This window comes from Streptomyces sp. sk2.1 (assembly GCF_008120935.1).
Taxonomy (GTDB): Bacteria; Actinomycetota; Actinomycetes; order Streptomycetales; family Streptomycetaceae; genus Streptomyces.
This window is the reverse complement of sequence record NZ_RDBO01000020.1, coordinates 703,966-724,715: the sequence shown is the minus strand read 5'-3', so window position 1 is coordinate 724,715 and position 20,750 is coordinate 703,966. Positions and strand designations below refer to the sequence as shown.

20 protein-coding genes and 1 pseudogene are annotated in these 20,750 nt (G+C 73.3%); 10 read left to right on the top strand and 11 right to left on the bottom strand.

Going from position 1 to position 20,750, the window contains the following annotated elements; genetic code table 11:
• Positions 1–104: 104 nt before the first annotated feature.
• Positions 105–1,028, bottom strand: a complete 924-nt coding sequence (locus EAO76_RS06760; protein WP_148834301.1) for a rhomboid family intramembrane serine protease — start codon at positions 1,026–1,028, stop codon at positions 105–107.
• A 140-nt stretch (positions 1,029–1,168) separates the two neighbouring features.
• On the opposite strand from EAO76_RS06760, the gene EAO76_RS06755 reads away from it, so the two are divergent.
• The gene (locus EAO76_RS06755; RefSeq protein ID WP_148834299.1) at positions 1,169–1,912 is read left to right on the top strand and encodes a VWA domain-containing protein; all 744 of its coding nucleotides are present in this window, start codon (positions 1,169–1,171) and stop codon (positions 1,910–1,912) included.
• An 88-nt stretch (positions 1,913–2,000) separates the two neighbouring features.
• The gene (locus tag EAO76_RS06750; protein ID WP_187438480.1) at positions 2,001–2,510 is read left to right on the top strand and encodes a pyridoxamine 5'-phosphate oxidase family protein; all 510 of its coding nucleotides are present in this window, start codon (positions 2,001–2,003) and stop codon (positions 2,508–2,510) included.
• Positions 2,511–2,550: 40 nt separating this feature from the next.
• On the opposite strand, the pseudogene EAO76_RS06745 reads toward EAO76_RS06750, so the two are convergent.
• From EAO76_RS06745 to EAO76_RS06735, 3 genes and pseudogenes are all read right to left on the bottom strand, one after another.
• A pseudogene (locus EAO76_RS06745) lies at positions 2,551–2,856 on the bottom strand (acyl-CoA dehydrogenase family protein); the annotation flags it as partial.
• On the bottom strand, positions 2,856–4,001 hold the full coding sequence (locus EAO76_RS06740; RefSeq protein ID WP_148834294.1) for an acyl-CoA dehydrogenase family protein: 1,146 nt from the start codon (positions 3,999–4,001) through the stop codon (positions 2,856–2,858). The pseudogene EAO76_RS06745 and the gene EAO76_RS06740, both read right to left, overlap by 1 nt.
• A complete protein-coding gene (locus EAO76_RS06735) occupies positions 4,001–4,873 on the bottom strand; it encodes an enoyl-CoA hydratase (protein ID WP_148834292.1) in 873 nt (290 codons plus the stop codon). Before EAO76_RS06735 ends, EAO76_RS06740 begins: the two co-directional genes overlap by 1 nt.
• A 93-nt stretch (positions 4,874–4,966) precedes the next feature.
• Between EAO76_RS06735 and EAO76_RS06730 the strand changes: the two genes are divergently transcribed.
• From EAO76_RS06730 to EAO76_RS06710, 5 genes are all read left to right on the top strand, one after another.
• Positions 4,967–5,749 (top strand): SDR family oxidoreductase, encoded by a 783-nt coding sequence (locus tag EAO76_RS06730; RefSeq protein ID WP_148834290.1) that lies wholly within the window; start codon positions 4,967–4,969, stop codon positions 5,747–5,749.
• Between the two features lie 73 nt (positions 5,750–5,822).
• Positions 5,823–6,434 (top strand): TetR/AcrR family transcriptional regulator, encoded by a 612-nt coding sequence (locus EAO76_RS06725; protein ID WP_148834288.1) that lies wholly within the window; start codon positions 5,823–5,825, stop codon positions 6,432–6,434.
• 33 nt (positions 6,435–6,467) lie between these two features.
• Positions 6,468–7,625 (top strand): acetyl-CoA C-acetyltransferase, encoded by a 1,158-nt coding sequence (locus EAO76_RS06720; protein WP_148834286.1) that lies wholly within the window; start codon positions 6,468–6,470, stop codon positions 7,623–7,625.
• Between the two features lie 347 nt (positions 7,626–7,972).
• On the top strand, positions 7,973–8,176 hold the full coding sequence (locus EAO76_RS06715) for a cold-shock protein (RefSeq protein ID WP_148834284.1): 204 nt from the start codon (positions 7,973–7,975) through the stop codon (positions 8,174–8,176).
• A gap of 163 nt (positions 8,177–8,339) precedes the next feature.
• Positions 8,340–10,016: a DEAD/DEAH box helicase gene (locus EAO76_RS06710; protein WP_148834282.1), complete on the top strand. Its 1,677-nt coding sequence runs from the start codon at positions 8,340–8,342 to the stop codon at positions 10,014–10,016.
• A 45-nt stretch (positions 10,017–10,061) separates the two neighbouring features.
• On the opposite strand, the gene EAO76_RS06705 is transcribed toward EAO76_RS06710, so the two are convergent.
• Genes EAO76_RS06705 through EAO76_RS06690 form a run of 4 tightly spaced genes read right to left on the bottom strand, consistent with a single transcriptional unit; the run spans position 10,062 to position 13,565 of the window.
• Entirely contained in the window at positions 10,062–11,123 is a 1,062-nt protein-coding gene (locus EAO76_RS06705) for a nitronate monooxygenase family protein (RefSeq protein ID WP_148834280.1), read from the bottom strand.
• Positions 11,123–11,905, bottom strand: a complete 783-nt coding sequence (locus tag EAO76_RS06700; protein WP_262375294.1) for a CoA-transferase — start codon at positions 11,903–11,905, stop codon at positions 11,123–11,125. Before EAO76_RS06700 ends, EAO76_RS06705 begins: the two co-directional genes overlap by 1 nt.
• Positions 11,902–12,819, bottom strand: a complete 918-nt coding sequence (locus EAO76_RS06695) for a CoA transferase subunit A (protein WP_148834278.1) — start codon at positions 12,817–12,819, stop codon at positions 11,902–11,904. Before EAO76_RS06695 ends, EAO76_RS06700 begins: the two co-directional genes overlap by 4 nt.
• Positions 12,816–13,565 carry an enoyl-CoA hydratase family protein gene (locus tag EAO76_RS06690; RefSeq protein WP_148834276.1) on the bottom strand — a complete coding sequence of 250 codons (750 nt, stop codon included), beginning with the start codon at positions 13,563–13,565 and terminating at the stop codon, positions 12,816–12,818. Before EAO76_RS06690 ends, EAO76_RS06695 begins: the two co-directional genes overlap by 4 nt.
• 86 nt (positions 13,566–13,651) lie before the next feature.
• Between EAO76_RS06690 and EAO76_RS06685 the strand changes: the two genes are divergently transcribed.
• Both EAO76_RS06685 and EAO76_RS06680 read left to right on the top strand, forming a co-directional pair.
• Positions 13,652–14,623: an SDR family oxidoreductase gene (locus EAO76_RS06685; RefSeq protein WP_148834274.1), complete on the top strand. Its 972-nt coding sequence runs from the start codon at positions 13,652–13,654 to the stop codon at positions 14,621–14,623.
• A gap of 400 nt (positions 14,624–15,023) precedes the next feature.
• Positions 15,024–16,283, top strand: coding sequence for an NADH:flavin oxidoreductase (locus EAO76_RS06680; protein ID WP_148835605.1), 1,260 nt, complete (start codon positions 15,024–15,026; stop codon positions 16,281–16,283).
• 23 nt (positions 16,284–16,306) lie between these two features.
• Here the strand turns inward: EAO76_RS06680 and EAO76_RS06675 are convergent, their stop codons facing one another.
• On the bottom strand, positions 16,307–17,554 hold the full coding sequence (locus EAO76_RS06675) for a hypothetical protein (protein WP_148834272.1): 1,248 nt from the start codon (positions 17,552–17,554) through the stop codon (positions 16,307–16,309).
• A 29-nt stretch (positions 17,555–17,583) separates the two neighbouring features.
• Positions 17,584–18,501, bottom strand: coding sequence for a hypothetical protein (locus EAO76_RS06670; protein WP_148834270.1), 918 nt, complete (start codon positions 18,499–18,501; stop codon positions 17,584–17,586).
• A 305-nt stretch (positions 18,502–18,806) separates the two neighbouring features.
• Here EAO76_RS06670 and EAO76_RS06665 point away from each other — a divergent pair, with 305 nt between their 5' ends.
• Positions 18,807–19,583 carry a trypsin-like serine protease gene (locus EAO76_RS06665; RefSeq protein WP_148834268.1) on the top strand — a complete coding sequence of 259 codons (777 nt, stop codon included), beginning with the start codon at positions 18,807–18,809 and terminating at the stop codon, positions 19,581–19,583.
• A gap of 189 nt (positions 19,584–19,772) precedes the next feature.
• Here the strand turns inward: EAO76_RS06665 and EAO76_RS06660 are convergent.
• A partial coding sequence (locus tag EAO76_RS06660; protein ID WP_187438479.1) for a beta-galactosidase occupies positions 19,773–20,750 on the bottom strand: 978 nt, incomplete at its 5' end.

Here is a 20,750-nt window from a genome sequence, read left to right as displayed (position 1 = left end):
GCGTGCGGAACCGACACGGCGCCTGCCCGTCCCCGACCGGACGATCCCGGCAGGCGCCGTGGCGCGTCCGGGGCCGGACCTTTCCGGCCCGGCCCCGGACCCGCTCAGCCGGTCAGCGCGGACGTCTTGAGCACCACCAGCAGCACCAGCGCCGCGCCCAGCACCACGCACGCGGCGGCCTGGACCGTCGTGCGGCGCCCCGCCGGCGCGTAGGCATACGCCACCGTGACCAGGCCGCCCGTCAGCAGCCCGCCCAGATGGCCCTGCCACGAGGTGAACCCGGCCGAGATCAGCATCCAGATCAGGAAGCCGGCCATGAAGCGGTTCACCGCCCGCATGTCGCGGCCCAGCCGCCGGTTGATGACGTAGAACGCCGCCCCGAGACCGAAGACCGCACCCGAGGCGCCCACCGTGCCGTCCGACGGCGCGATCAGGTACACCAGCACCGAACCGCCCAGCGCGGACAGCAGGTACAGCGCGAGATAGCGGACCCGGCCCAACTGTTCCTCGACGACCCGGCCCAGGTTCCACAGCGCGTACATGTTGAACAGGATGTGCAGCACCCCGAACGGCAGCGAGCCGAAGGACGAGGCGTCCGGCGGCAGGTGCAGGAAGGCACCGGTCAGCAGCCGGTACCACTCGCCGTCCACCACCCCGACCACGTCGAAGCCGGGAAAGCTCCCGCCCTCGTACAGGTACTTGTTCCCGTCCGGGCCGTTCAGTCCCGCGCCCAGCATCGCGAACCGGTCGACGATCCCGGGACGGATCAGCTCGCCCAGGTAGACGAGGACGTTGAGACCGATCAGCACGTAGGTGACCAGCGGCACCGCGGACCTCGCCACCGCGCCGCCGAACACGGTGCGCGCCTGCCGGACCGAACGCTGCCCCTCCTTCACGCACTCCACGCAGTGGTGGCCCACGGCGGCCTCGCGCATGCAGTCGGGACAGATGAACCGTTCGCAGCGGACGCAGCTCACATACGTCTCGTACGACGGATGCCGGTAGCAGGTGGTGATCGCGGCCTCCACGGCAGGCTCCTTCACGGGTGGACTGGCACGAGCGGCCGGTGGGGACGGCGGCGATCAAGATAGCGAACCGCCAGGGTCCGGGGACATCCGGGTGCCCTACGCTCGGGGGACCGGCACACGTCGAGGACCGGAGGGACCCCATGACCGACCCGTCCGCCGCGCGGGGCCCGGCGATCAGCCTCCGCAAGGTCGAGGAGACCGCGCCCGCGCTGGTCAGCCTCTACAAGAGCGCCTCGATCTCGCTGGCGAAGCACCGCCTGGGCGGCGAACGCGCCGCGGTCTACCTGGTGCTCGACCGCTCCGGCTCCATGCGGGGGTACTACAAGGACGGCAGCGTCCAGGCCCTGGCCGACCGGGTGCTGGGACTGGCGGCCCACCTGGACGACGACGGCCGCGTCCCCGTCTTCTTCTTCTCCACGGACATCGACGCCGTCGCCGACGTGGCCCTGGACAACCACCGCGGCCGGATCGACGCGATCGCGGCGGACCTCGGCCACATGGGACTGACCAACTACCACCTGGCCATGGACGCCGTCATCGACCACCACCTCGAAAGCGGCGCCACCGCCCCCGCACTCGTCGTCTTCCAGACGGACGGCGGCCCGACCAGCAGGCACGCGGCCGAGCGCTATCTCTGCAAGGCGGCGAAACTGCCGATGTTCTGGCAGTTCATCGGCTTCGGCAACAAGCGGAGCAACCAGTTCGACTTCCTGCGCAAGCTCGACGAACTCCCCGTGCCCGCCAAGCGGCCCGTCGACAACGCCGGCTTCTTCCACGCCGGATCCGACCCGCGCCGGGTCCCGGACGCCGAACTCTACGACCGGCTCGTCGCCGAGTTCCCGCAGTGGCTGGCCGCGGCCAGGGCCCTGGGCATCGCCGACTGAGGTCCCTGCGGCCGATCGGGCGACCGCGCCGCCGACCGGGCGACCGGACGGGGAATCCGGACAGGAGATGTCGGGATTACCGGGTTCCATGGCTGCCATGACATCGAGTTCCTGGGAAGAGTTCCACACGGCGGAGCCGGACTTCGCCGAAACCGTCCGCGCCCGCTTCCAGCTCTACAAGCACCACGTCCTGGCGACCCTGCGCAAGGACGGATCGCCGCGCGTGACCGGGCTGGAGGTGGACTTCCGCTTCGGCGAACTGTGGCTCGGCATGATGCCGAACTCGCGCAAGGCGCTGGACCTGCGCCGCGACCCCAGGTTCGCGGTGCACGCCAACCCCGGCCCGGACGCCGAGATGACGGACGGCGACGTCCGGGTCTCCGGCCGCGCCGTGGAGGTCACCGACCCCGACGTCCTGGCCCGCTTCGTCGAGGAGGTGAACCCGCCCCAGCCGTTCCACCTCTTCCGCACCCGGATCCAGGAGGTGGTCCGCGTCTCCGTGGAAGGGGAGGAGCTGGCGGTCCGGACGTGGCGGCCGGGGAAGCCGGTGCGCACGATCAGCCTGCGCGGGGAGACCGAGGCCACCGGGGGGAGCTGACCGCCCCGGGAGCCTTTCGGCGGCCCCCGGGGCGGCGCCGACCGGCCCCGCTCAGTGGCCCTTGTCCGGCCGCGACCGCCTCCACCACCGGGCCCGGCACCACGTGCCGCCCCAACTCGGTGAAGGCCACCGCGACTTCGACCGGCAGCGGACCCACGCCCCCGTACTCCCCGGGAACCGTCAGCGCGAACACCCCCGCCTCCGCCAGCCGGTCCCAAAGGGCCCCGCCCGGTCCGTGGTCCCCGGCGGCCCAGGCCCGTACCGCCGACGGGGTGTCCGAGGCCGCCAGCATCCCGTCCAGCGAGCGGGCGAACTCCCGCTGCTCGTCGTCGAGGAGGAACCGCATCAGCGCCGTCCCTTCGGCAGGCCGAGCAGCCGCTCGGCGACGATGTCGCGCTGGATCTCGTTCGTACCGGCGTAGATGGGGCCCGCGAGGGCGAAGACGTACCCCTCGCCCCACGCGGAACCGGCGAGTTCCCCGTCCGGGCCCAGCAGGTCGAGCGCCGTCTCGTGCAGCGCGATGTCGTACTCGGACCAGAACACCTTGTTCAGGCTGGACTCCGCGCCGACGGCCGTCCCCGCCGCGAACCGCGAGGCGGCGGCGCAGGTGAAGAGCTGATAGGCGCGGGCCCCGATCACCGCGTCCGCCACCCGGTCGCGCAGCGCCGTGTCCGACGGGTCGCCGTGGGCGCGCCACAGCGCGTCGAGCCGGTCGGCGGAGGCCAGGAAACGGCCGGGGGAGCGGAGCATCAGCCCGCGCTCGGCGCCCGTCGCCGACATGGCGATGCGCCAGCCCTGCCCGGGTTCCCCGATGACGTCCCCGTCCGGCACGAACACCTCGTCCAGGAACAGTTCGGCGAAGGCGGGCTTGCCGTCCAGCCGCCCGATCGGCCGGACCGAGACGCCGGGCGCCGACAGGTCGAACATCAGATACGTCAGCCCGTGGTGCGGCTTCGCGGCCCCGGGGTCCGTACGGAAGATGCCGAACGCCCGGTCCGCGAACGCGGCCCGCGAGGACCAGGTCTTCTGCCCCGACAGCAGCCAGCCGCCGTCCGTGCGCACCGCCCGCGAACGCAGTGACGCCAGGTCCGAACCGGCCTCCGGCTCGGACCACGCCTGCGCCCAGATCACCTCGCCGCTCGCCATCGGCGGCAGGATCCGGGCCCGCTGCTCCTCGGTGCCGTGGTCGAAGAGGGTCGGGGCGAGGAGGTTGATGCCGTTCTGCGAGACCCGGCCGGGGCCGCCCGCCGCGTAGTACTCCTCCTCGAAGGCCAGCCACCCGAAGACGTCGGCGTCCCGGCCGCCGTGGGCGGCCGGCCAGGAGACCACCGACCAGCGGTCCGCGTACAGCCGGGCCTCCCACTCCCGGTGCGCGGCGAAGCCCTCGGCGGTCTCCAGCGACGGCAGCGGTTCGGCGGGCACGTTGGCCCGCAGCCAGCGGCGCGCCCCGGCCCGGAACTCCTCCTCCTGCGGTGTGCGCGACAGGTCCATCAGCCGCCCGCCTTCTTCATCGCGGCGACGTCCATCCCGCCGAGCGGGTCCGCGGACGTCTCCGCGTTGTGCGCGTGGGCGAGGTGGTGCAGGCCGAAGACCGAGTCCAGGCCGGTGTGCAGCCCCTGGAGGTCCTCGGCCTGGTTGACCGCGCGCTTGGTGAGGGCCAGCCCGAGGCGCGGCATCGTGGCGATCCGCTCCGCCAGCTCCCGGGTGCGGTCGTCGAGTTCGTCCGGCGCCACCACCTGGTTCACCATGCCGATCTCGTACGCCCGGCGGGCGCTCATCCGGTCGCCGGTGAACAGGAACTCCTTCGCGATCCGGGGCGGCATCACCCAGGGGTGCGCGAAGTACTCGACGCCGGGGATGCCCATCCGCACCACCGGATCGGCGAAGAAGGCGTCCTCGCCCGCCACGATCAGGTCGCAGATCCAGGCGAGCATCAGCCCGCCGGCCACGCACGCCCCCCGGACCGAGGCGACGACCGGCTTCGGCAGTTCGCGCCAGCGCCTGCACATGCCGAGGTAGACCTCCGACTCGCGGGCGAAACGGCTCTCCGCCCCCGCCTTGTCGCTGTGGTCCCACCACAGTCCGGCCCGGCGCTCGAAGGGCAGGTGCGCGTCGCGCCCGGGCGTGCCGATGTCGTGGCCCGCCGAGAAGTGCTCCCCGGCGCCCGTCAGCACGACCACCTTGACCTCGGAGTCCTCGGCGGCCCGGTAGAACGCGGCGTCCAGGGCGTAGGTCATGGCCGAGTTCTGGGCGTTGCGGTAGCGCGGGCGGTTCATCGTGACGTACGCGACCGGGCCCCGGCGCTCGTACAGCACCGGGCCGTCCCGGCGGTCGTCGGCGGATGTGTCGTGGGCAGCGGGCATCGGCTCATCCTTCCCTAACAAGTGTTTGGTAGGTTAACGTACGGGCACGAGCACCGTCGAGGATCCGAGGAACGGGACCGAGGAGGCACGGGCGTGAGCGCACCGCAGTACGTACCCGGACACGGACTGCTGGCCGGCCGCACGGCCGTCGTCACCGCCGCCGCGGGCGCCGGCATCGGCGGGGCCACCGCCCGCAGGTTCCTGGAGGAGGGCGCCCGCGTCGTCATCGGCGACCTGCACGCCCGCCGGCTGAAGGAGACCGAGGAGGCCCTCGCCGAGGAGTTCGGCGCGGACCGCGTCGCCGCACTGCCCTGCGACGTCACCGACGAGACCCAGGTCCGAGCCCTGTTCGCGCTCGCCGAACGGGCCCACGGCGGCCTCGACGTCGTCGTCAACAACGCCGGACTCGGCGGCACCGCCGAACTCACCGAGATGACCGACGAACAATGGACCAGGGTCCTCGACACCACCCTGAACGGCACCTTCCGCTGCACCCGCGCCGCCCTGCGCTCGCTGCGCGCGGCCGGCCGCGGCGGCGTCGTCGTCAACAACGCCTCCGTCGTCGGCTGGCGCGCCCAGAGCGGCCAGGCCCACTACGCCGCCGCCAAGGCGGGCGTCATGGCGCTCACCCGCTGCGCCGCGATCGAGGCCGCCGCGTACGGGGTGCGCGTCAACGCCGTCGCCCCCAGCCTCGCCATGCACCCCCACCTGGTGAAGGTCACCTCGGCGGAACTCCTCGACGAACTCACCGCGAAGGAGGCCTTCGGCCGCAGCGCCGAACCGTGGGAGGTCGCCAACGTCATCGTCTTCCTCGCCAGCGGCTACTCCTCGTACCTGACCGGCGAGGTCGTCTCCGTCAGCAGCCAGCGTGCCTGACCGTGCGGTGCCCGCGACGCCACCGCCGCCCGCCGGACCGGGGGCCGACGGCCACCGGGCGGAGAATGGGCAGGTGCCTACCAAGAAGAAGCCCCAGGGAACCCCCTCGCCCGAGCGGCGCCGCGAACTGCTCGCCACCGCCGCCGAGGTCTTCGCCGCCCAGGGATACAACGCCACCACCGTCCGCAAGATCGCGGACGCGGCCGGGATGCTCGCGGGCAGCCTCTACTACCACTTCGATTCCAAGGAATCGATGATCGACGAGATCCTCTCGACCTTCCTCGACGAACTCTGGGAGGGGTACGACGCGGTGCTCGCCGCCGGACTCGGCCCCCGGGAGACCATCGAGGCCCTCGTCACCGAGTCCTTCCGGGAGATCGACCGGCACCGCGCCGCCGTCGCCATCTACCAGAAGGAGTCCAGGCACCTGGCCGCCCAGCCGCGCTTCCAGTACCTCGTCGACTCCCAGCAGAAGTTCGAGAAGGCCTGGCTCGGCACGCTGGAGCGCGGCGTCGCCGACCGGACCTTCCGCGCCGACCTGGACATCCGCCTCACCTACCGCTTCGTCCGCGACACCGTCTGGGTCGCCGCGTCCTGGTACCGGCCGGGCGGACTGCACAGCCCCGAGGAGATCGCCCGCCAGTACCTCTCGATGGTCCTGGACGGCATCGCCCTGCGCACGTAACCGACCCGTCACGCCCCAGGAGGAGCAGCAGCCATGGCCGAGGCATACATCGTCGAAGCGGTACGCACCCCGGTCGGCCGACGCGGGGGCGGACTCGGCCGGGTCCACCCCGCCGACCTCGGCGCCCACGTCCTGAAGGCACTCGTCGAACGGACCGGCATCGACCCGGCGGCCGTCGAGGACGTCGTCTTCGGCTGCCTCGACACCGTCGGCCCCCAGGCCGGCGACATCGCCCGCACCTGCTGGCTGGCCGCCGGACTGCCCGAGGAGGTCCCCGGCGTCACCATCGACCGCCAGTGCGGCTCCTCCCAGCAGGCCCTGCACTTCGCCGCCCAGGGCGTCATGTCCGGCACCCAGGACCTGGTCGTCGCGGGCGGCACCCAGAACATGACCCAGATACCCATTGCCTTCGCCTCCCGTCAGGCCGCCGAACCCCTCGGCCTGACGGACGGCCCGTACGCGGGCAGCGAGGGCTGGCGCGCCCGGTACGGCGACGCCCCGGTCAACCAGTTCCACGGCGCCCAGCTGATCGCCGAGAAGTGGGGCATCGGCCGCCGGGACATGGAGGAGTTCGCGCTCCGCTCCCACCACCGCGCGATCCGCGCCGTCGACGAGGGCCGCTTCGCGCGCGAGACCGTCGCCCTCGGCGACGTCACCGTCGACGAGGGACCGCGCCGCGACACCACCCCGGAGAAGATGGCCGTGCTGAAACCGGTGATGGAGGGCGGCACGATCACCGCCGCCTGCTCCTCGCAGGTCTCCGACGGTGCCGCCGCCCTGCTCATCGCCTCCGAGCGTGCCGTCGCCGAGCACGGCCTCACCCCCCGCGCCCGCGTCCACCACCTCTCGGTGCGCGCCGAGGACCCGATCCGCATGCTGTCGGCGCCGATCCCCGCCACCGCGCACGCCCTGAAGAAGACCGGAATGACCATCGACGACATCGACCTGTTCGAGATCAACGAGGCGTTCGCCCCGGTCGCCCTGGCCTGGCTGAAGGAGACCGGCGCCGACCCCGACCGGGTCAACGTCAACGGCGGCGCGATCGCCCTGGGTCACCCGCTCGGCGCAACCGGTGCCAGATTGATGACCACCCTGCTGCACGAACTGGAACGCACCGGCGGCCGCTACGGGCTCCAGACCATGTGCGAGGGCGGCGGCCAGGCGAACGTCACCGTCATCGAACGGCTCTGAGCGCCGACCCCGCCCCGATGCCGCCGCCGGGCCCCCGCGGACCGGCCCCGAGAGCGAATCCGGCGGAGTTCCGCACGCTCCCCGGACCGGAAACCGCAAGGGCCCGGACGGGAACCGGAAGGGAAACCGCCGACCTTCGACGCGGTGTGTTCCCGTCGAAGGTCGACGGAACGTGCTACGGTTGCCGGGTTGCAGTTTTGGTACCCATGAACTTTATGTGCGCCTGACGGGAATGCTTCCTCAGGCGCATTATTGTTTTCCGGCTTCTCCGGATGGGGCTCAATGCGGCGACTTGGAATTCGTAAAGTGCGGATTTCCGGCACTGCACCTCTGTTTAGGAGAACGACATGGCTACTGGAACCGTGAAGTGGTTCAACTCGGAAAAGGGCTTCGGCTTCATCGAGCAGGACGGCGGCGGCGCCGACGTCTTCGCCCACTACTCCAACATCCAGGCCGCGGGCTTCCGTGAGCTCCAGGAGGGCCAGAAGGTCACCTTCGACGTCACGCAGGGCCAGAAGGGCCCGCAGGCGGAGAACATCGTCCCGGCCTGATCGCCGGACGCGTACCTCGCAGCCGGGGCCCGCACCGTGAAGGTGCGGGTCCCGGCTTGTGCTGTCCCGGGGCGCCGCACACCGGCCGCCCCCGCAGCACTTCCCCCCAATGGAACACGAATTCCAGGAACTCCCGAGGAATCCCCCAGGAGGGCAATTCCGTATGACCCGCTCCGAACGCCAGGACCGACCCGCCCGCAACCGCCCGTCCAGGGGGCGCGGCACGGCCCCGGCAAAGGCAACCGCCAAGGGTTCCGGCAAGGGATCCGGCAAGGCGTCGCCCCGCCGCAGGGCCACGCCGCCGCAGGGTGAATTCGCCCTGCCCGAAACCACGACCCCCGCACTGCCCGCCGCCGAGACGTTCGCCGAGCTGGACATGCCCGCGGCCCTGCTGAAGACCCTTGCCGCGCAGGGCGTCACCGACCCGTTCCCGATCCAGGGCGCCACCCTGCCGAACTCGCTCGCCGGCCGCGACATCCTCGGCCGCGGACGCACCGGCTCCGGCAAGACCCTCGCCTTCGGCCTCGCCCTGCTCGCCCGCACCGCCGGACGGCGCGCCGAGCCGCGCACCCCGCTCGCGCTCGTCCTCGTCCCCACCCGCGAGCTCGCCCAGCAGGTCACCGACGCGCTGACGCCGTACGCGACCTCCGTGCAGCTGCGCCTGGCCACCGTCGTCGGCGGCATGTCGATCACCAAGCAGTCCGGCGCGCTGCGCCGCGGCGCCGAGGTGCTCGTCGCCACGCCCGGACGGCTGAAGGACCTCATCGAGCGCGGCGACTGCGACCTCGGCCGGGTCGCCATCACCGTCCTCGACGAGGCCGACCAGATGGCCGACATGGGCTTCATGCCGCAGGTCGTCGCCCTGCTCAAGCAGGTCGAGCCGGACGGCCAGCGGATGCTGTTCTCCGCCACGCTCGACAAGAACATCGACCGGCTGGTCAAGATGTTCCTCACCGACCCCGTCGTGCACTCCGTCGACCCGTCCGCGGGCGCGGTCACCACGATGGAGCACCACGTGCTGCACGTGGCCGACGCGACCGACAAGAAGGCCGTCGCCACCAGGATCGCCGCCCGGGACGGCCGCGTGATCATGTTCGTGGACACCAAGCGCGCCGCCGACCGCTTCGCCAAGCGGCTGCTCGCCAGCGGCGTGCGGGCCGCCGCCCTGCACGGCGGACGCTCCCAGCCGCAGCGCAACCGGACCCTGGACCAGTTCAAGAACGGCCAGGTCACCGCGCTCGTCGCGACGAACGTGGCGGCCCGCGGCATCCATGTCGACGACCTCGACCTGGTCGTGAACGTGGACCCGCCGACCGACCACAAGGATTACCTCCACCGCGGCGGGCGCACGGCGCGTGCCGGGGAGTCCGGCAGCGTCGTCACCCTGGTGCTGCCCGAGGAGAAGCGGGACATGACCCGGCTGATGGCCGACGCGGGCATCGCCCCCCGGACCACCCGGGTCTCCTCCGGCGACGAGGAGCTCGTCCGGATCACCGGCGCCCGCGAACCGTCCGGTGTCGCGGTCGTCATCGAGGTCCCGCAGCCGACCCCGCCGAAGCAGCGCACCCGCTCGGGCAGCGGCTCCTCGGGCGGCGGTGCCCGCTCGGGCGGCCGGAGCCGGGGCCGGCGCGGCGCCGGACAGGGCGGCGGCGAGGCACGGGGCACCGCCGGTTCGTCGCGCGGTACGGCGGGCACGGGCGGCACGGCCCGGTCCGCCGGTTCGGGCGCGGCCCGCGGCGGCGAGGCCCGCACCGGGACCGGACGGTCCGGCGCGGGACGCGGCGGCTCCGGCGCCGGGCGCGGCGGCACGACGACGGGGCGCGGCCGCAGGGTCGCGTGACCGTACGGGAGGGGCGCCGGCGGTCACCGCGCCCCTCCCTCCGCCTCAGCCCGCCGGGGTCCCGGCGGGCGGCAGCGCGCCCAGCGCCGCGTGGGCCTGCGCCATCACCCGTTCCACCAGCTCCGCACAGCTGGGCAGGTCCTCGATCAGGCCCGCCACCTGGCCCGACGCCATCACGCCCAGATCCGTCCGGCCGTCGACCATGGACGCCTTCAGGAGCATCGGTGTGTTGGCGGCCAGCAGGACCTGGCTCCAGGACAGGTCCTTGCCGTGCCTCATCGCGAGACCGTCGCGCACCATCCGGGACCAGCCGGTGCCGGAGATCCGCCGGAAACCGGCCGCCCGGCGCATCGCCTGCGCCAACGCCCGTGCCCGGCCCGCGCGTTCCAGCGCGGCGACCATCTCCGTGCGCAGCATCCGGTGCGGCAGCCCGTCCACCGCCGTGGTGACCGTGACGTCCTTGACGCCCGCCGCCAGATAGCGCGCCTTCACCGCGTCCGGCACGGTCGAGTCCGACGTCAGCAGGAAGCGCGTGCCCATCGCGATGCCCGCCGCCCCGTACGCCAGCGCCGCGACCAGGCCCCGCCCGTCGTGGAAACCGCCCGCCGCGACCACCGGGATGTCCACCGCGTCGACGACCTGCGGCAGCAGCACGGTGGTGGCCACCTCGCCGGTGTGCCCACCGCCCTCGCCGCCCTGCACGATCACCGCGTCCGCACCCCACGCCGCGACCTTCTCGGCATGCCGCCGGGCACCGATCGACGGGATCACGACCACGCCCGCGTCCTTCAGCTCCGCGATGAGCTCCCTCGACGGGGCCAGCGCGAAGGACGCCACCGCCACGCCCTCGTCGATGATGATCCGCACCCGCTCGCGCGCGTCACCGGCGTCGGCGCGCAGATTGACCCCGAACGGCTCGTCCGTACGGGACTTGACCTCCCGCACCGCCGCCCGCAGCCGCTCGGGGGTCATCGTCGCGGAGGCCAGGATGCCCAGGGCGCCCGCCCGGGCCGTCGCGGAGACCAGGCGGGGGCCCGCGACCCAGCCCATGCCGGTCTGCACGATGGGGTGGCGGACGCCGACGAGCTCCGTGAACGCGGTGCGCATCAGGACCCGACCTCCCGGTTCCGGGCGCCCCGCGGATCGACGACCTCGCGGATCAGGCGCAGCTCCTCCGCCGTCGGCTCCCGGGTGCACGGGACCTCGTCCGGCACCGCGAGCGGGAAACCGGTGGCCGCGCGGACCTGCTCGACGGTGACGCCGGGGTGCAGCGAGGCCAACCGCATCGAGTGGTCCGGGGTCGCGAAGTCGAGGACGCAGAGATCGGTGACGACCCGGGGGATGCGATGGTGGCGGGTCGCGGACGGACCGGCCGCCGCGGCGTTGTCGTAACCCACCCCGCAGACCATGTCGACGCGTTCGACGAAGACCCGTGGGGAGTGCCTCGGCACCCAGTAACTGACCGGGTTGTTCAGGGTGTTGACCGGGGCGCCGCGCACCCCGAGCAGCTGCCGGGCGGGCCGCTCCCAGTCGCCGATGCAGGAGATGTTCTGGTTGCCGAACCGGTCGATCTGGCTCGCCCCCATCATCACGTGCCGCCGGCCGCCGGTGACCATGGCCAGGTGCAGCCGGTACGGCAGCCAGCCCTCCGTGGTGCCGTCCGGGCCGACGATCAGCGCCTCGCCGTCGGTGAGCAGCAGATCGGGCGAGAAGGTGAGCCGGGCCAGCCGGGCCCCGACGGACGGGATGACCCCCATCGGGCTGGCGAGCACCTCGCCGTCGCCGCGCCAGGCGTCGGCGCAGGCGATCACGCAGTACTCGGCCCGGGTGACGGGACCGGCGGAGAGGCCGGCGGACATGTCGGCGGACGTGCCGTTCGTGGTGGTCATTCCCGCTCCTCGTGCCAGGCCCGGACGGCCGACCGGTAACTGTTCTCGTCGCCGTCCGCGGGCAGGAAGCGCTCGGTGAAGGCGGCCCAGGCGGCGGGGTCGGCGGCGGCGGTCGCGTACTCCTTCTGGAACGCCTCGTCGCGCGGGTGGTCGGGCACGCAGGAGGTGAAGTGCGCGCCGCCGGGGGTCTCGACGACACCGGTGACGGAGTGCCGCTTGAGCAGGAGGGTCTGCGGGGCGGCCTTCTCGGTGAGCTCGGCGGTGTCCACGAGGCGTTCGCAGGAGACGTACGCGGCGTCGGCCGCCTCGCAGAACAGGTCGTCGAAGTACGGGTCGGGGCCGAGGTACTGGCCGTTGCCGAAGCGGTCGGCGCGGTTCAGATGGACCAGCGCGGCGTCCATCCGCAGGGCGGGCATCGCGACGAACTCCTCGCCGTCCGCGTACGGCGAGACGACCGTGCGCAGGTCCGGATTGACCCGCATCACGTCCGAGCCGAGACCGGCGCGCACGGGGAGGAACGGCAGCCGGTTCGCGGCGGCGTGCAGCCCCCACATGAACATGGCCTCGTCGATCTCCATCAGCTCGAACGCGCCGCGCTGACGGGCCGCCCTGAAATGGGGTTCGAGCGGGATCGAGTCGAGGGTGGTGAAGGCCGCGACCAGCTTCCGGATCCTGCCGGCGGCGGCGAGCAGCCCCACGTCGGGGCCGCCGTAGGAGATCACGGTGAGATCGGTGACGGGGGAGCGGAGCAGCGCCCGCACCAGGGCCATCGGCTTGCGGCGCGAGCCCCAGCCGCCGATGCCGATCGTCATCCCGCTGTCGAGCCGGGAGACGACGTCCTGCACGGTCATGGTCTTGTCGGTCCTCGCACCGGCCCTCGTGCCGGTGCCCGTCCCGGTATCGGTTTCGGTCATGGTCCTTCCTCCCTGCCGAAGGCGTCGCGGACCCGGTCCGCGACGCCGCCGAGATTGGCCTCGAAGGTAAAGCCCTGCTCGAAGCGGTAGCTGTGGCGCACGTCCACCGGATCGATGCCGTTGATGGCGGCCTTGGCCAGCCGGATCAAGGTGCCGTCCTTGCGGGCGATCTCGCCCGCCAGCTCCAGCGCGGCGGCCATGAGTCCGTCGCGCGGCACGACCTTCCAGACCGAGCCGTGGGCGTGCAGCTCGGCGGCGGTGGCGGTGCGCGAGGTGTAGTAGAGCGCGCGCATCAGGTGCTGGGGCACGAGCCGGGCGAGATGGGTCGCCGCGCCGAGCGCCCCCCGGTCCAGCTCGGGCAGGCCGAACGTCGCGTCGTCGCTCGCCACGATCGCGTCCGCGTTGCCGACCAGGCCGATGCCGCCGCCGAGGCAGAAGCCGTGCACCGCGGCGACGACCGGGACCTCGCACTCGTACACGGCGGCGAACGCCTCGTAGCAGCCCCGGTTGGCACCGAGCAGGGCCCCGTGCCCGGTGTCGCGCTGGATCTCCTTGATGTCGACGCCCGCGTTGAACCCGCGCCCGGCGGCGGCCAGCACGACGCAGCGGACCCCGGGATCGCGGCCCGCCGCCCGGAGCGCGTCGGCGAGCTCGTACCAGCCCCGCACGGGAAGGGCGTTGACGGGCGGGTGGTCGACCGTGACGAGACGGACGCCCCTGTCGGGGCTCGTGGTGGAGACACCCATGAGCGAATCAGCTACCTTTCCACCAAACATTTGTTAGGTGTGGAAGGTAGCAGCCTGCCACCGCATCGCCAACAAGGAGATGTGTGATGACCGCGAGCAGTGAGGGACGGGACGGTACGGGGAACCGGAAAGGCGCCGGGGGACTGTGCGAGGGGCGCGTCGTGATCGTGACCGGCGCCGGACGGGGGCTCGGTCGCGCCCACGCGCTGGCCTTCGCCGCCGAGGGGGCCCGGGTGGTGGTCAACGACCTGGGCGTCGGCCCCGGCGGCGACGGGGGCTCGGCCGGCCCGGCCCGGGAGGTGGCCGACGAGATCGTGGCGGCGGGCGGCGAGGCGGTGGCCCACGGGGGCGACATCACCACGGCCGAGGGGGCCGAGTCCCTGGTCCGGGCCGCGCTGGAGAACTTCGGACGGCTGGACACTCTGGTCAACAACGCGGGATTCCTGCGCGACCGGATGCTGGTGAACCTGTCCGAGGACGACTGGGACGCCGTGATGCGGGTCCACCTCAAGGGCCACTTCCTGCCGCTGCGGTACGCGGCAGAGCACTGGCGGGCCGAGACGAAGGCGGGCCGCGCGCCGGTCGCCCGGGTGGTCAACACCAGCTCGGGCGCGGGACTGCTCGGCAGCGTCGGACAGGGCAACTACTCCGCCGCGAAGGCGGGCGTCGTGGGCCTCACCCTGGTCGCCGCCGAGGAACTGGGCCGGTACGGGATCCAGGTCAACGCCATCGCCCCGGCGGCCCGCACCCGGATGACCGAGCGGACGTTCGCCGGGACGATGGCGGCCCCCGAGGACGGCGGCTTCGACGCGATGGCCCCGGAGAACGTGTCCCCGCTGGTGGTGTGGCTCGGCTCGGCCGCGAGCGACGGGGTCACCGGGCGGGTCTTCGAGGCGGAGGCCGGCCGGCTCACGGTCATGGAGGGCTGGCGCCCCGGCCCCACCGCGGACCGGGGCGCGCGCTGGGCCCCGGCGGACGCGGGGGAGGCGGTGCGCAAACTCCTCGCCGAGGCGGAACCGCCCCGGCCGGTGTACGGGGCGGGGCGGGGCGGCGGCTGAGGGACGGGCCCCGGGCGGCCCTTCCCGCGTCGCGCGCGGTCGTGCGTCGGCAGTTCCGTCCGTCGTACGCGCGGTCGTGCGCCAGGAGTTCTGTCCGTCGTACGCGCGGTCGTGCGTCAGGAGTTCCGTTCGCCCTACGCACGGTCGTGCGTCGGAAGTTCCGTCCGCCGTGCGCGCGGTCGTGCGCGGGGCGGTCCGTCCGTCGTACGTGCGGTACGCGCCGTCGTGCCTCCGGCCGCCGGTTCCCCCTGTCCGGCCCGTCGGCCCCGTCTCGCACCGCTGTTCACATTCATCGTCGTCACCCACACGCATCGGAGACCGGCATGCCCCCTCAGCCATCCGCCCCCGTACGCGGACGACCCGGGCGATGTCCTCGGCGGTCGCCGCCCGTGTCATCCGCATGCCGAGCGGGCTGAGGAACCGTCCGGGGGCGAGCGCCGGGAGCCGGTTGGGCCCCCTCACCCTGCGCAACCGCTTCATCAGGTCCGCCACCTTCGAGGGCGTGACGCCCGACGGCCTGGTCACCGACGAACTGATCGCGTACCACCGCCGCCCCGCCGCCGGCGGAGTGGGCATGACCACCGTCGCGTACTGCGCCGTCGCCCCCGAGGGCCGCACCGAGCGCCGGCAGATCTGGATGCGCCCCGAAGCGGTGCCGGGGCTGCGCCGGCTCACCGACGCCGTGCACCGCGAGGGCGCCGCGATCAGCGCCCAGCTCGGCCACGCGGGCCCGGTCGCCGACGCGCGGTCCAACCGGCTCCCGGCGCTCGCCCCCGGACGGTTCCTCAGCCCGCTCGGCATGCGGATGACACGGGCGGCGACCGCCGAGGACATCGCCCGGGTCGTCCGCGCCCACGCCACGGCCGCCCGGCTGGCCGTCGAGTCCGGATTCGACGCGGTCGAACTGCACTTCGGCCACAACTACCTGGCCAGCTCGTTCCTCAGCCGCCGCCTCAACCACCGCGACGACGCCTACGGGGGCAGCCTCGACAACCGCGCCAAGGTCGCCCTCGGCATCGCCCGCGCCGTGCGCGACGAGGTCGGCGACACCGTCGCGATCATCGCCAAGCTCAACATGGACGACGGGGTGCCCGGAGGCTTCTGGCTCGACGAAAGCCTCCGGGTCGCCCGCCGGCTCCAGGAGGACGGCACGGTCGACGCCCTCGAACTGACCGCCGGGAGCTCCCTGTTCAACCCGATGTACCTGTTCCGCGGCGACGCCCCGCTCACCGAGTTCGCCGCGGTCTTCCCCCGGCCCGCACGGCTGGGCATCCGCCTGGCCGGTGGCAGATTCCTGCGCTCCTACCCGTACGAGGAGGCGTTCCTGCTGCCCTCGGCCCGCCAGTTCAGGGCCGAGCTGAGCCTCCCGCTGATCCTGCTCGGCGGCATCACCCGCCGGGAGACCGTCGAACAGGCCATGGCGGAGGGCTTCGAGTACGTGGCCATGGCCCGCGCGCTCCTGCGCGAACCGGACCTGGTGAACCGGATGCGGGAGCGGCCGCGGACGCGCTCCCTGTGCATCCACTGCAACAAGTGCATGCCGACGATCTACAGCGGTACCCACTGCCCCATCGCCGGACCCCCGCCGCCCCGCCCTTCGCGTTCTTCGCGTCCTTCGCGGACTGCGGCCGACGATCCCTCCCGCACCTTCCCGGACTGACCCGCGCCTCCGCGGCGGAGGGCCTACTCGGGGGGCCGCCGCGGGAGGTGGCGCCGCACCTTTCCACTGGGGTCGGCGGCCAACCGGTCGATCCTGGCGGCCACTTCCGACGGGGCCAGGATGTTCAGGGCGCGCCAGGCCTCGGCGCGTACGCGGGCCCCGGGATGGGCCGTGAAGTCGAGTATCCGCGGCACGTCGCACGCGCCGCCCAGGTCGGACAGGCCGCCGAGCGCGCCCACGGCGATCGCGTCCGGCACGTGGGCCGGTGCCAGGGCGTCGCGGTACACCCGGGGCGCGAGATCCGTGTGCCCGCGGGCGTACAGAGTGGCGCGGGCGTGGTAGCGGACCCTGGCGTCCGGGTCGAGCATGGCCCGGCGCAGATGGACCTCGCCGTGCGGCTGCCGGGCCCGGGCCCGCAGCGCCCGCAGCCGGATGCGGGGGTTGCTGCTGGCCTCCAGATGCGGGAGCAGCGCGTCCTGTTCGGCCGGTGCCAGGCGCGCGGAGGTGGCGACGCGGGCGCCCCACTGCCACAACGAGGGCTCCCGGGACGAGAAGGCCGTCCCGACGGCCGCGACCGGTTCGGTCCGGGCCAGTCGGCGCAGGCAGCTCGCACGCACCGGGGGATCGTCCGATCGCGCCCCGCGCCACAGCGCCACCGTGCCGTGCCGGTGGAGCAGGTCCTCCACCGAGGTCAGCAGGCGCCCCGCCCGGCGCCGGCCGCGCAGCCCGTCGAGGAGCGGCAGGAGCTGGACCAGGAGGTCCACGTGGCCGGGGTCCAGGCGGGTGGTGACCGCGTCCCGGGCGAGGTCCCGCACCTGCTCGACCGGGTCGTTCAGCCGCAGCAGGAGGAAGGGGAGCGCGAAGGGGTCCCCGGTCCCGGCGAGCCGGGCGACGCCGGTCTCCCGGATGTGCCCGGACCGGTCGAACGACATCAGGGCCGCCACGGCCGGACCGTACCGGCCGGGCACGGTGCCGCCGCCCGCTTCCTCCCCGTCGGCCGCTTCCGCGGGGGCGTCCGCTTTCCCGGGGGCATCCGTGACGCCGTCGTCATCCGTGATGCCGTCGTCGTCCAGGACGTCGGGGCAGAGGACTCCGAGGCTGTGGCGCCGGCCCCGGTAGTCGGATTCCAGCCGCATCACCTCGTGCGGCGTCGCCCCGCGCAGCAGGGCGTCCAGCCGGCGGGCGGCCCGGGCGGGGGACTCGTCCCACGCGAGGACCACGCCGACCACGCGATCCAGCAGCCACGACCGTCCGGCATCCGACATCTGCATGCCGCGCCCCCCCGGGCCTCTCGTTCGGTTCAGGTGTCGCAGTCCAGGACTGTATGGCACAGGCCGCAGCGGACCCGCACCCGGCCGCGCACCGGCACCCGGATGCGCTGGTGGCAGACGGGGCAGGCGAAGGAGACCCGGAGCCCCTGCGGACCACTGCCGAAGGCGTACGGGACATCGGGGGCCGGGGCCGTGTCCGGGTGGCCGCGGGCGTGCCGCCGGTCCTTGGCGTAGCGGCGGCGGGCCGCCCACCCGGCCGCCGCGAGGGGCGGTTGCCGGAGGTCCTGGAGCGCCCGCGCGTACCCCTTCCCGTAGGCGGTGTAGGCCTGCGGGCTGGTGAACCACGGGGACGGGTCCTCGTCGAGGGCGAGCGCCCGCTTGGCGAGGACGTACCCGAACTCCTCCGGCGTGAGGTAGCCGAGCTTCTGGCTGGAGACCCCGTCCTCGCGGAAGGCGTCGAGCAGCAGCCAGCCCGCGCCCAGGTACGTCGTCACGGTGTCGGTGAGGATCTCGTTGTCGCGCGTGCCGGGGAACTCCAGGCCCAGGCGGTGCAGCAGCACGTGCGTGGCCTCGTGCGCGAGCGCGGCGCCGATGTCCCTGCGGTGGGTGCGGAAGCGGTCGTTCAGCTCGACGAAGTACTCGGGCCCCGCCGTGAGTTCGACGGCCGCGGCGTGCTCCATCGTCCGGAAGGCCACGATCATGCGGGCGTCCGGCAGCCGCAGGTGCTGGACCACGGCCCGCGCCACCCGCTGGGCGCCGAGATGCAGGTCGTCCCGGTCGTCGAAGGCCGCGTCGGCCGGGACGAGGCTGGTGGCGTAGGCGTGGACGCCGTCGTACGAGAGCCGCCGGTACAGCGCGGTGATCGCGGACCGGACGGTTTCGAGGTGCGGGAAGCCGTGGACCACCGGGCCGCCGCCCCGGCCGCCGTTCCCGTCTCCGTCCGTCACGTCCCCACCCCCGTCCGCGCGGCCCCCGGCCCTCACTGTAACGACCCGGGAGCGCCGAAAGTCCGCTCCGCGGGGCGTCGCCGCCGCCCCGCGGGCGATCATGCGGACAGCCCCGGCCGGGAATTGGCCGGAAAGTGATCCTTGTGGGCCAGGTGATCATTTCCGGATAATCCGAACCAGCCTTTGTCGAGGGCATGACCAACGGCGTGTCGTGGTGCCGCGCCGCCCGCGGTCGCGTCCCCGGCCGGGCACAGCACCCCCACACGCACCCCCCACGAGCACCCCCCACGAAAGAAGGAAATCCCTTGAAGCAGCTTCTGCGTGCCGTGAAGAGATGTTCCGTCATAGCCGCCGTGGTCCTCGCGGCGGTCAGCCTCCAGCCCGCCGGCGCCTCCGCGGCCCCCAACCCGGTCGTCGGCGGAACCCGCGCGGCACAGGGCGAGTTCCCGTTCATGGTCCGGCTGTCGATGGGCTGCGGCGGCGCCCTCTACGCCAAGGACATCGTCCTCACCGCCGCGCACTGCGTGGACGGCTCGGGCAACGACACCTCCATCACCGCCACCGGGGGCGTGGTGGACCTCCAGTCCTCCAGCGCCGTCAAGGTCCGCTCCACCAAGGTCCTCCAGGCCCCCGGCTACAACGGCCAGGGCAAGGACTGGGCACTGATCAAGCTCGCCCAGCCCATCAACCAGCCGACCCTGAAGATCGCCACCAGCACCGCGTACAACAACGGCACCTTCACCGTCGCCGGCTGGGGCGCGGCCACCGAGGGCGGCGCCCAGCAGCGCTACCTCCTCAAGGCCACCGTGCCGTTCGTCTCCGACGCCGACTGCCAGGACGCGTACGGCGGCGACCTCGTCCCCGGCGAGGAGATCTGCGCCGGACTGATCGACACCGGCGGCGTGGACACCTGCCAGGGCGACTCCGGCGGCCCCATGTTCCGCAGGGACAGCGCCGGAGCCTGGATCCAGGTGGGCATCGTCAGCTGGGGCCAGGGCTGCGCCAGGCCCGGCTACCCCGGTGTGTACACCGAGGTCTCGACGTTCGCCTCCCAGATCGCGTCCGCCGCGGCCACGCTCTGACCCCGGCGGCCCGACCCCGGCACCGGCGGCCGTGAGCCGACCGGGGCCGGGCGGCTGCCGGCCGGTGTCCGGCACCCGGACCACGGCCATGCCAGGACCCGAGCGGCCGTGCTCCGGCCCGGACCCGGCCACCCCGGGGCCGGTACCCGAGTCCCACCGGCCCCGGCAGCCGCAGCACCGGTGCACACGTCACACCTGAACACCCCCGGGGGTGTCCGTCCGGACGGGCACCCCCGACCCCAGCTCCACGCACGGCGCGCCCGAGCCCTCCAGCTCCAGCACCCACACCTCGTTGACGCCCTCCCGCAGCACCGGCCCCGGCACGTACAGCGTCCGCTGCGGGCCCACCGACCAGTAGCGCCCCAGACCGAAGCCGTTCACCCACACGAACCCACGTGTCCAGCCCGGCAGTTCGAGCCCCGCGTGCCCCACTCCGGACACCCCGGTGAACTCGAACGTCCCCCGGAACAACCCGGTCGCCCCGGCCTCCCCGACGTCCCCGAAGGGGACCCCGGCCACCGCGTCCGGCTCCTCGAACGCCGCCAGCCGCAGCGCACGGGCCCGCACCCCGTGCAGATACTGCCGCTCGTGCAGCACCCCGCCGGTGATCCCCTTGGACTCACCCAGCCGCGGCCCGTAATTGACCCGGCCCAGCGACTCCACCCACAGCTCGACCTCCGCGGGACCGGCCACCGGCTCGTCCAGCGTCTCGTTCCCCTCGCTCAGCACACCCGCCCGGACCCCGTCCACGTACACCACGGCCCGGTCCCGGAGTCCCGACACACCGAGGGCGTACGGCCTGCGCGGCCCCGGCACACCCACCCGGTAACGCACCAGACCCCGGTCGACCCCCAGCTCCTCGAAGGTCGGCGGAACACCCGAGGGCGCCGACTCCTCGTCGCCCAGCACCTCCAGCACCGCGTCCAGCGACGCCCGCCCCGTCAGCTCCGCCCGCACCGGCGAAGCCGGCCCGACCGGCACCGGCGGAAGCTCCGGAACCGGACCCTGCGCGTACTCGGCGAGCACCTCGCGAAACCGCCAGAACTTCTCCGTGGGACGCCCGTACTCGTCGATCGGCGCGTCGTAGTCGTACGACGTCACCGTCGGCTCGAAATCCCGGTCCTGATACGGACCCGACCGGTTGGCCCCCGCCCACCCGGCGAAATT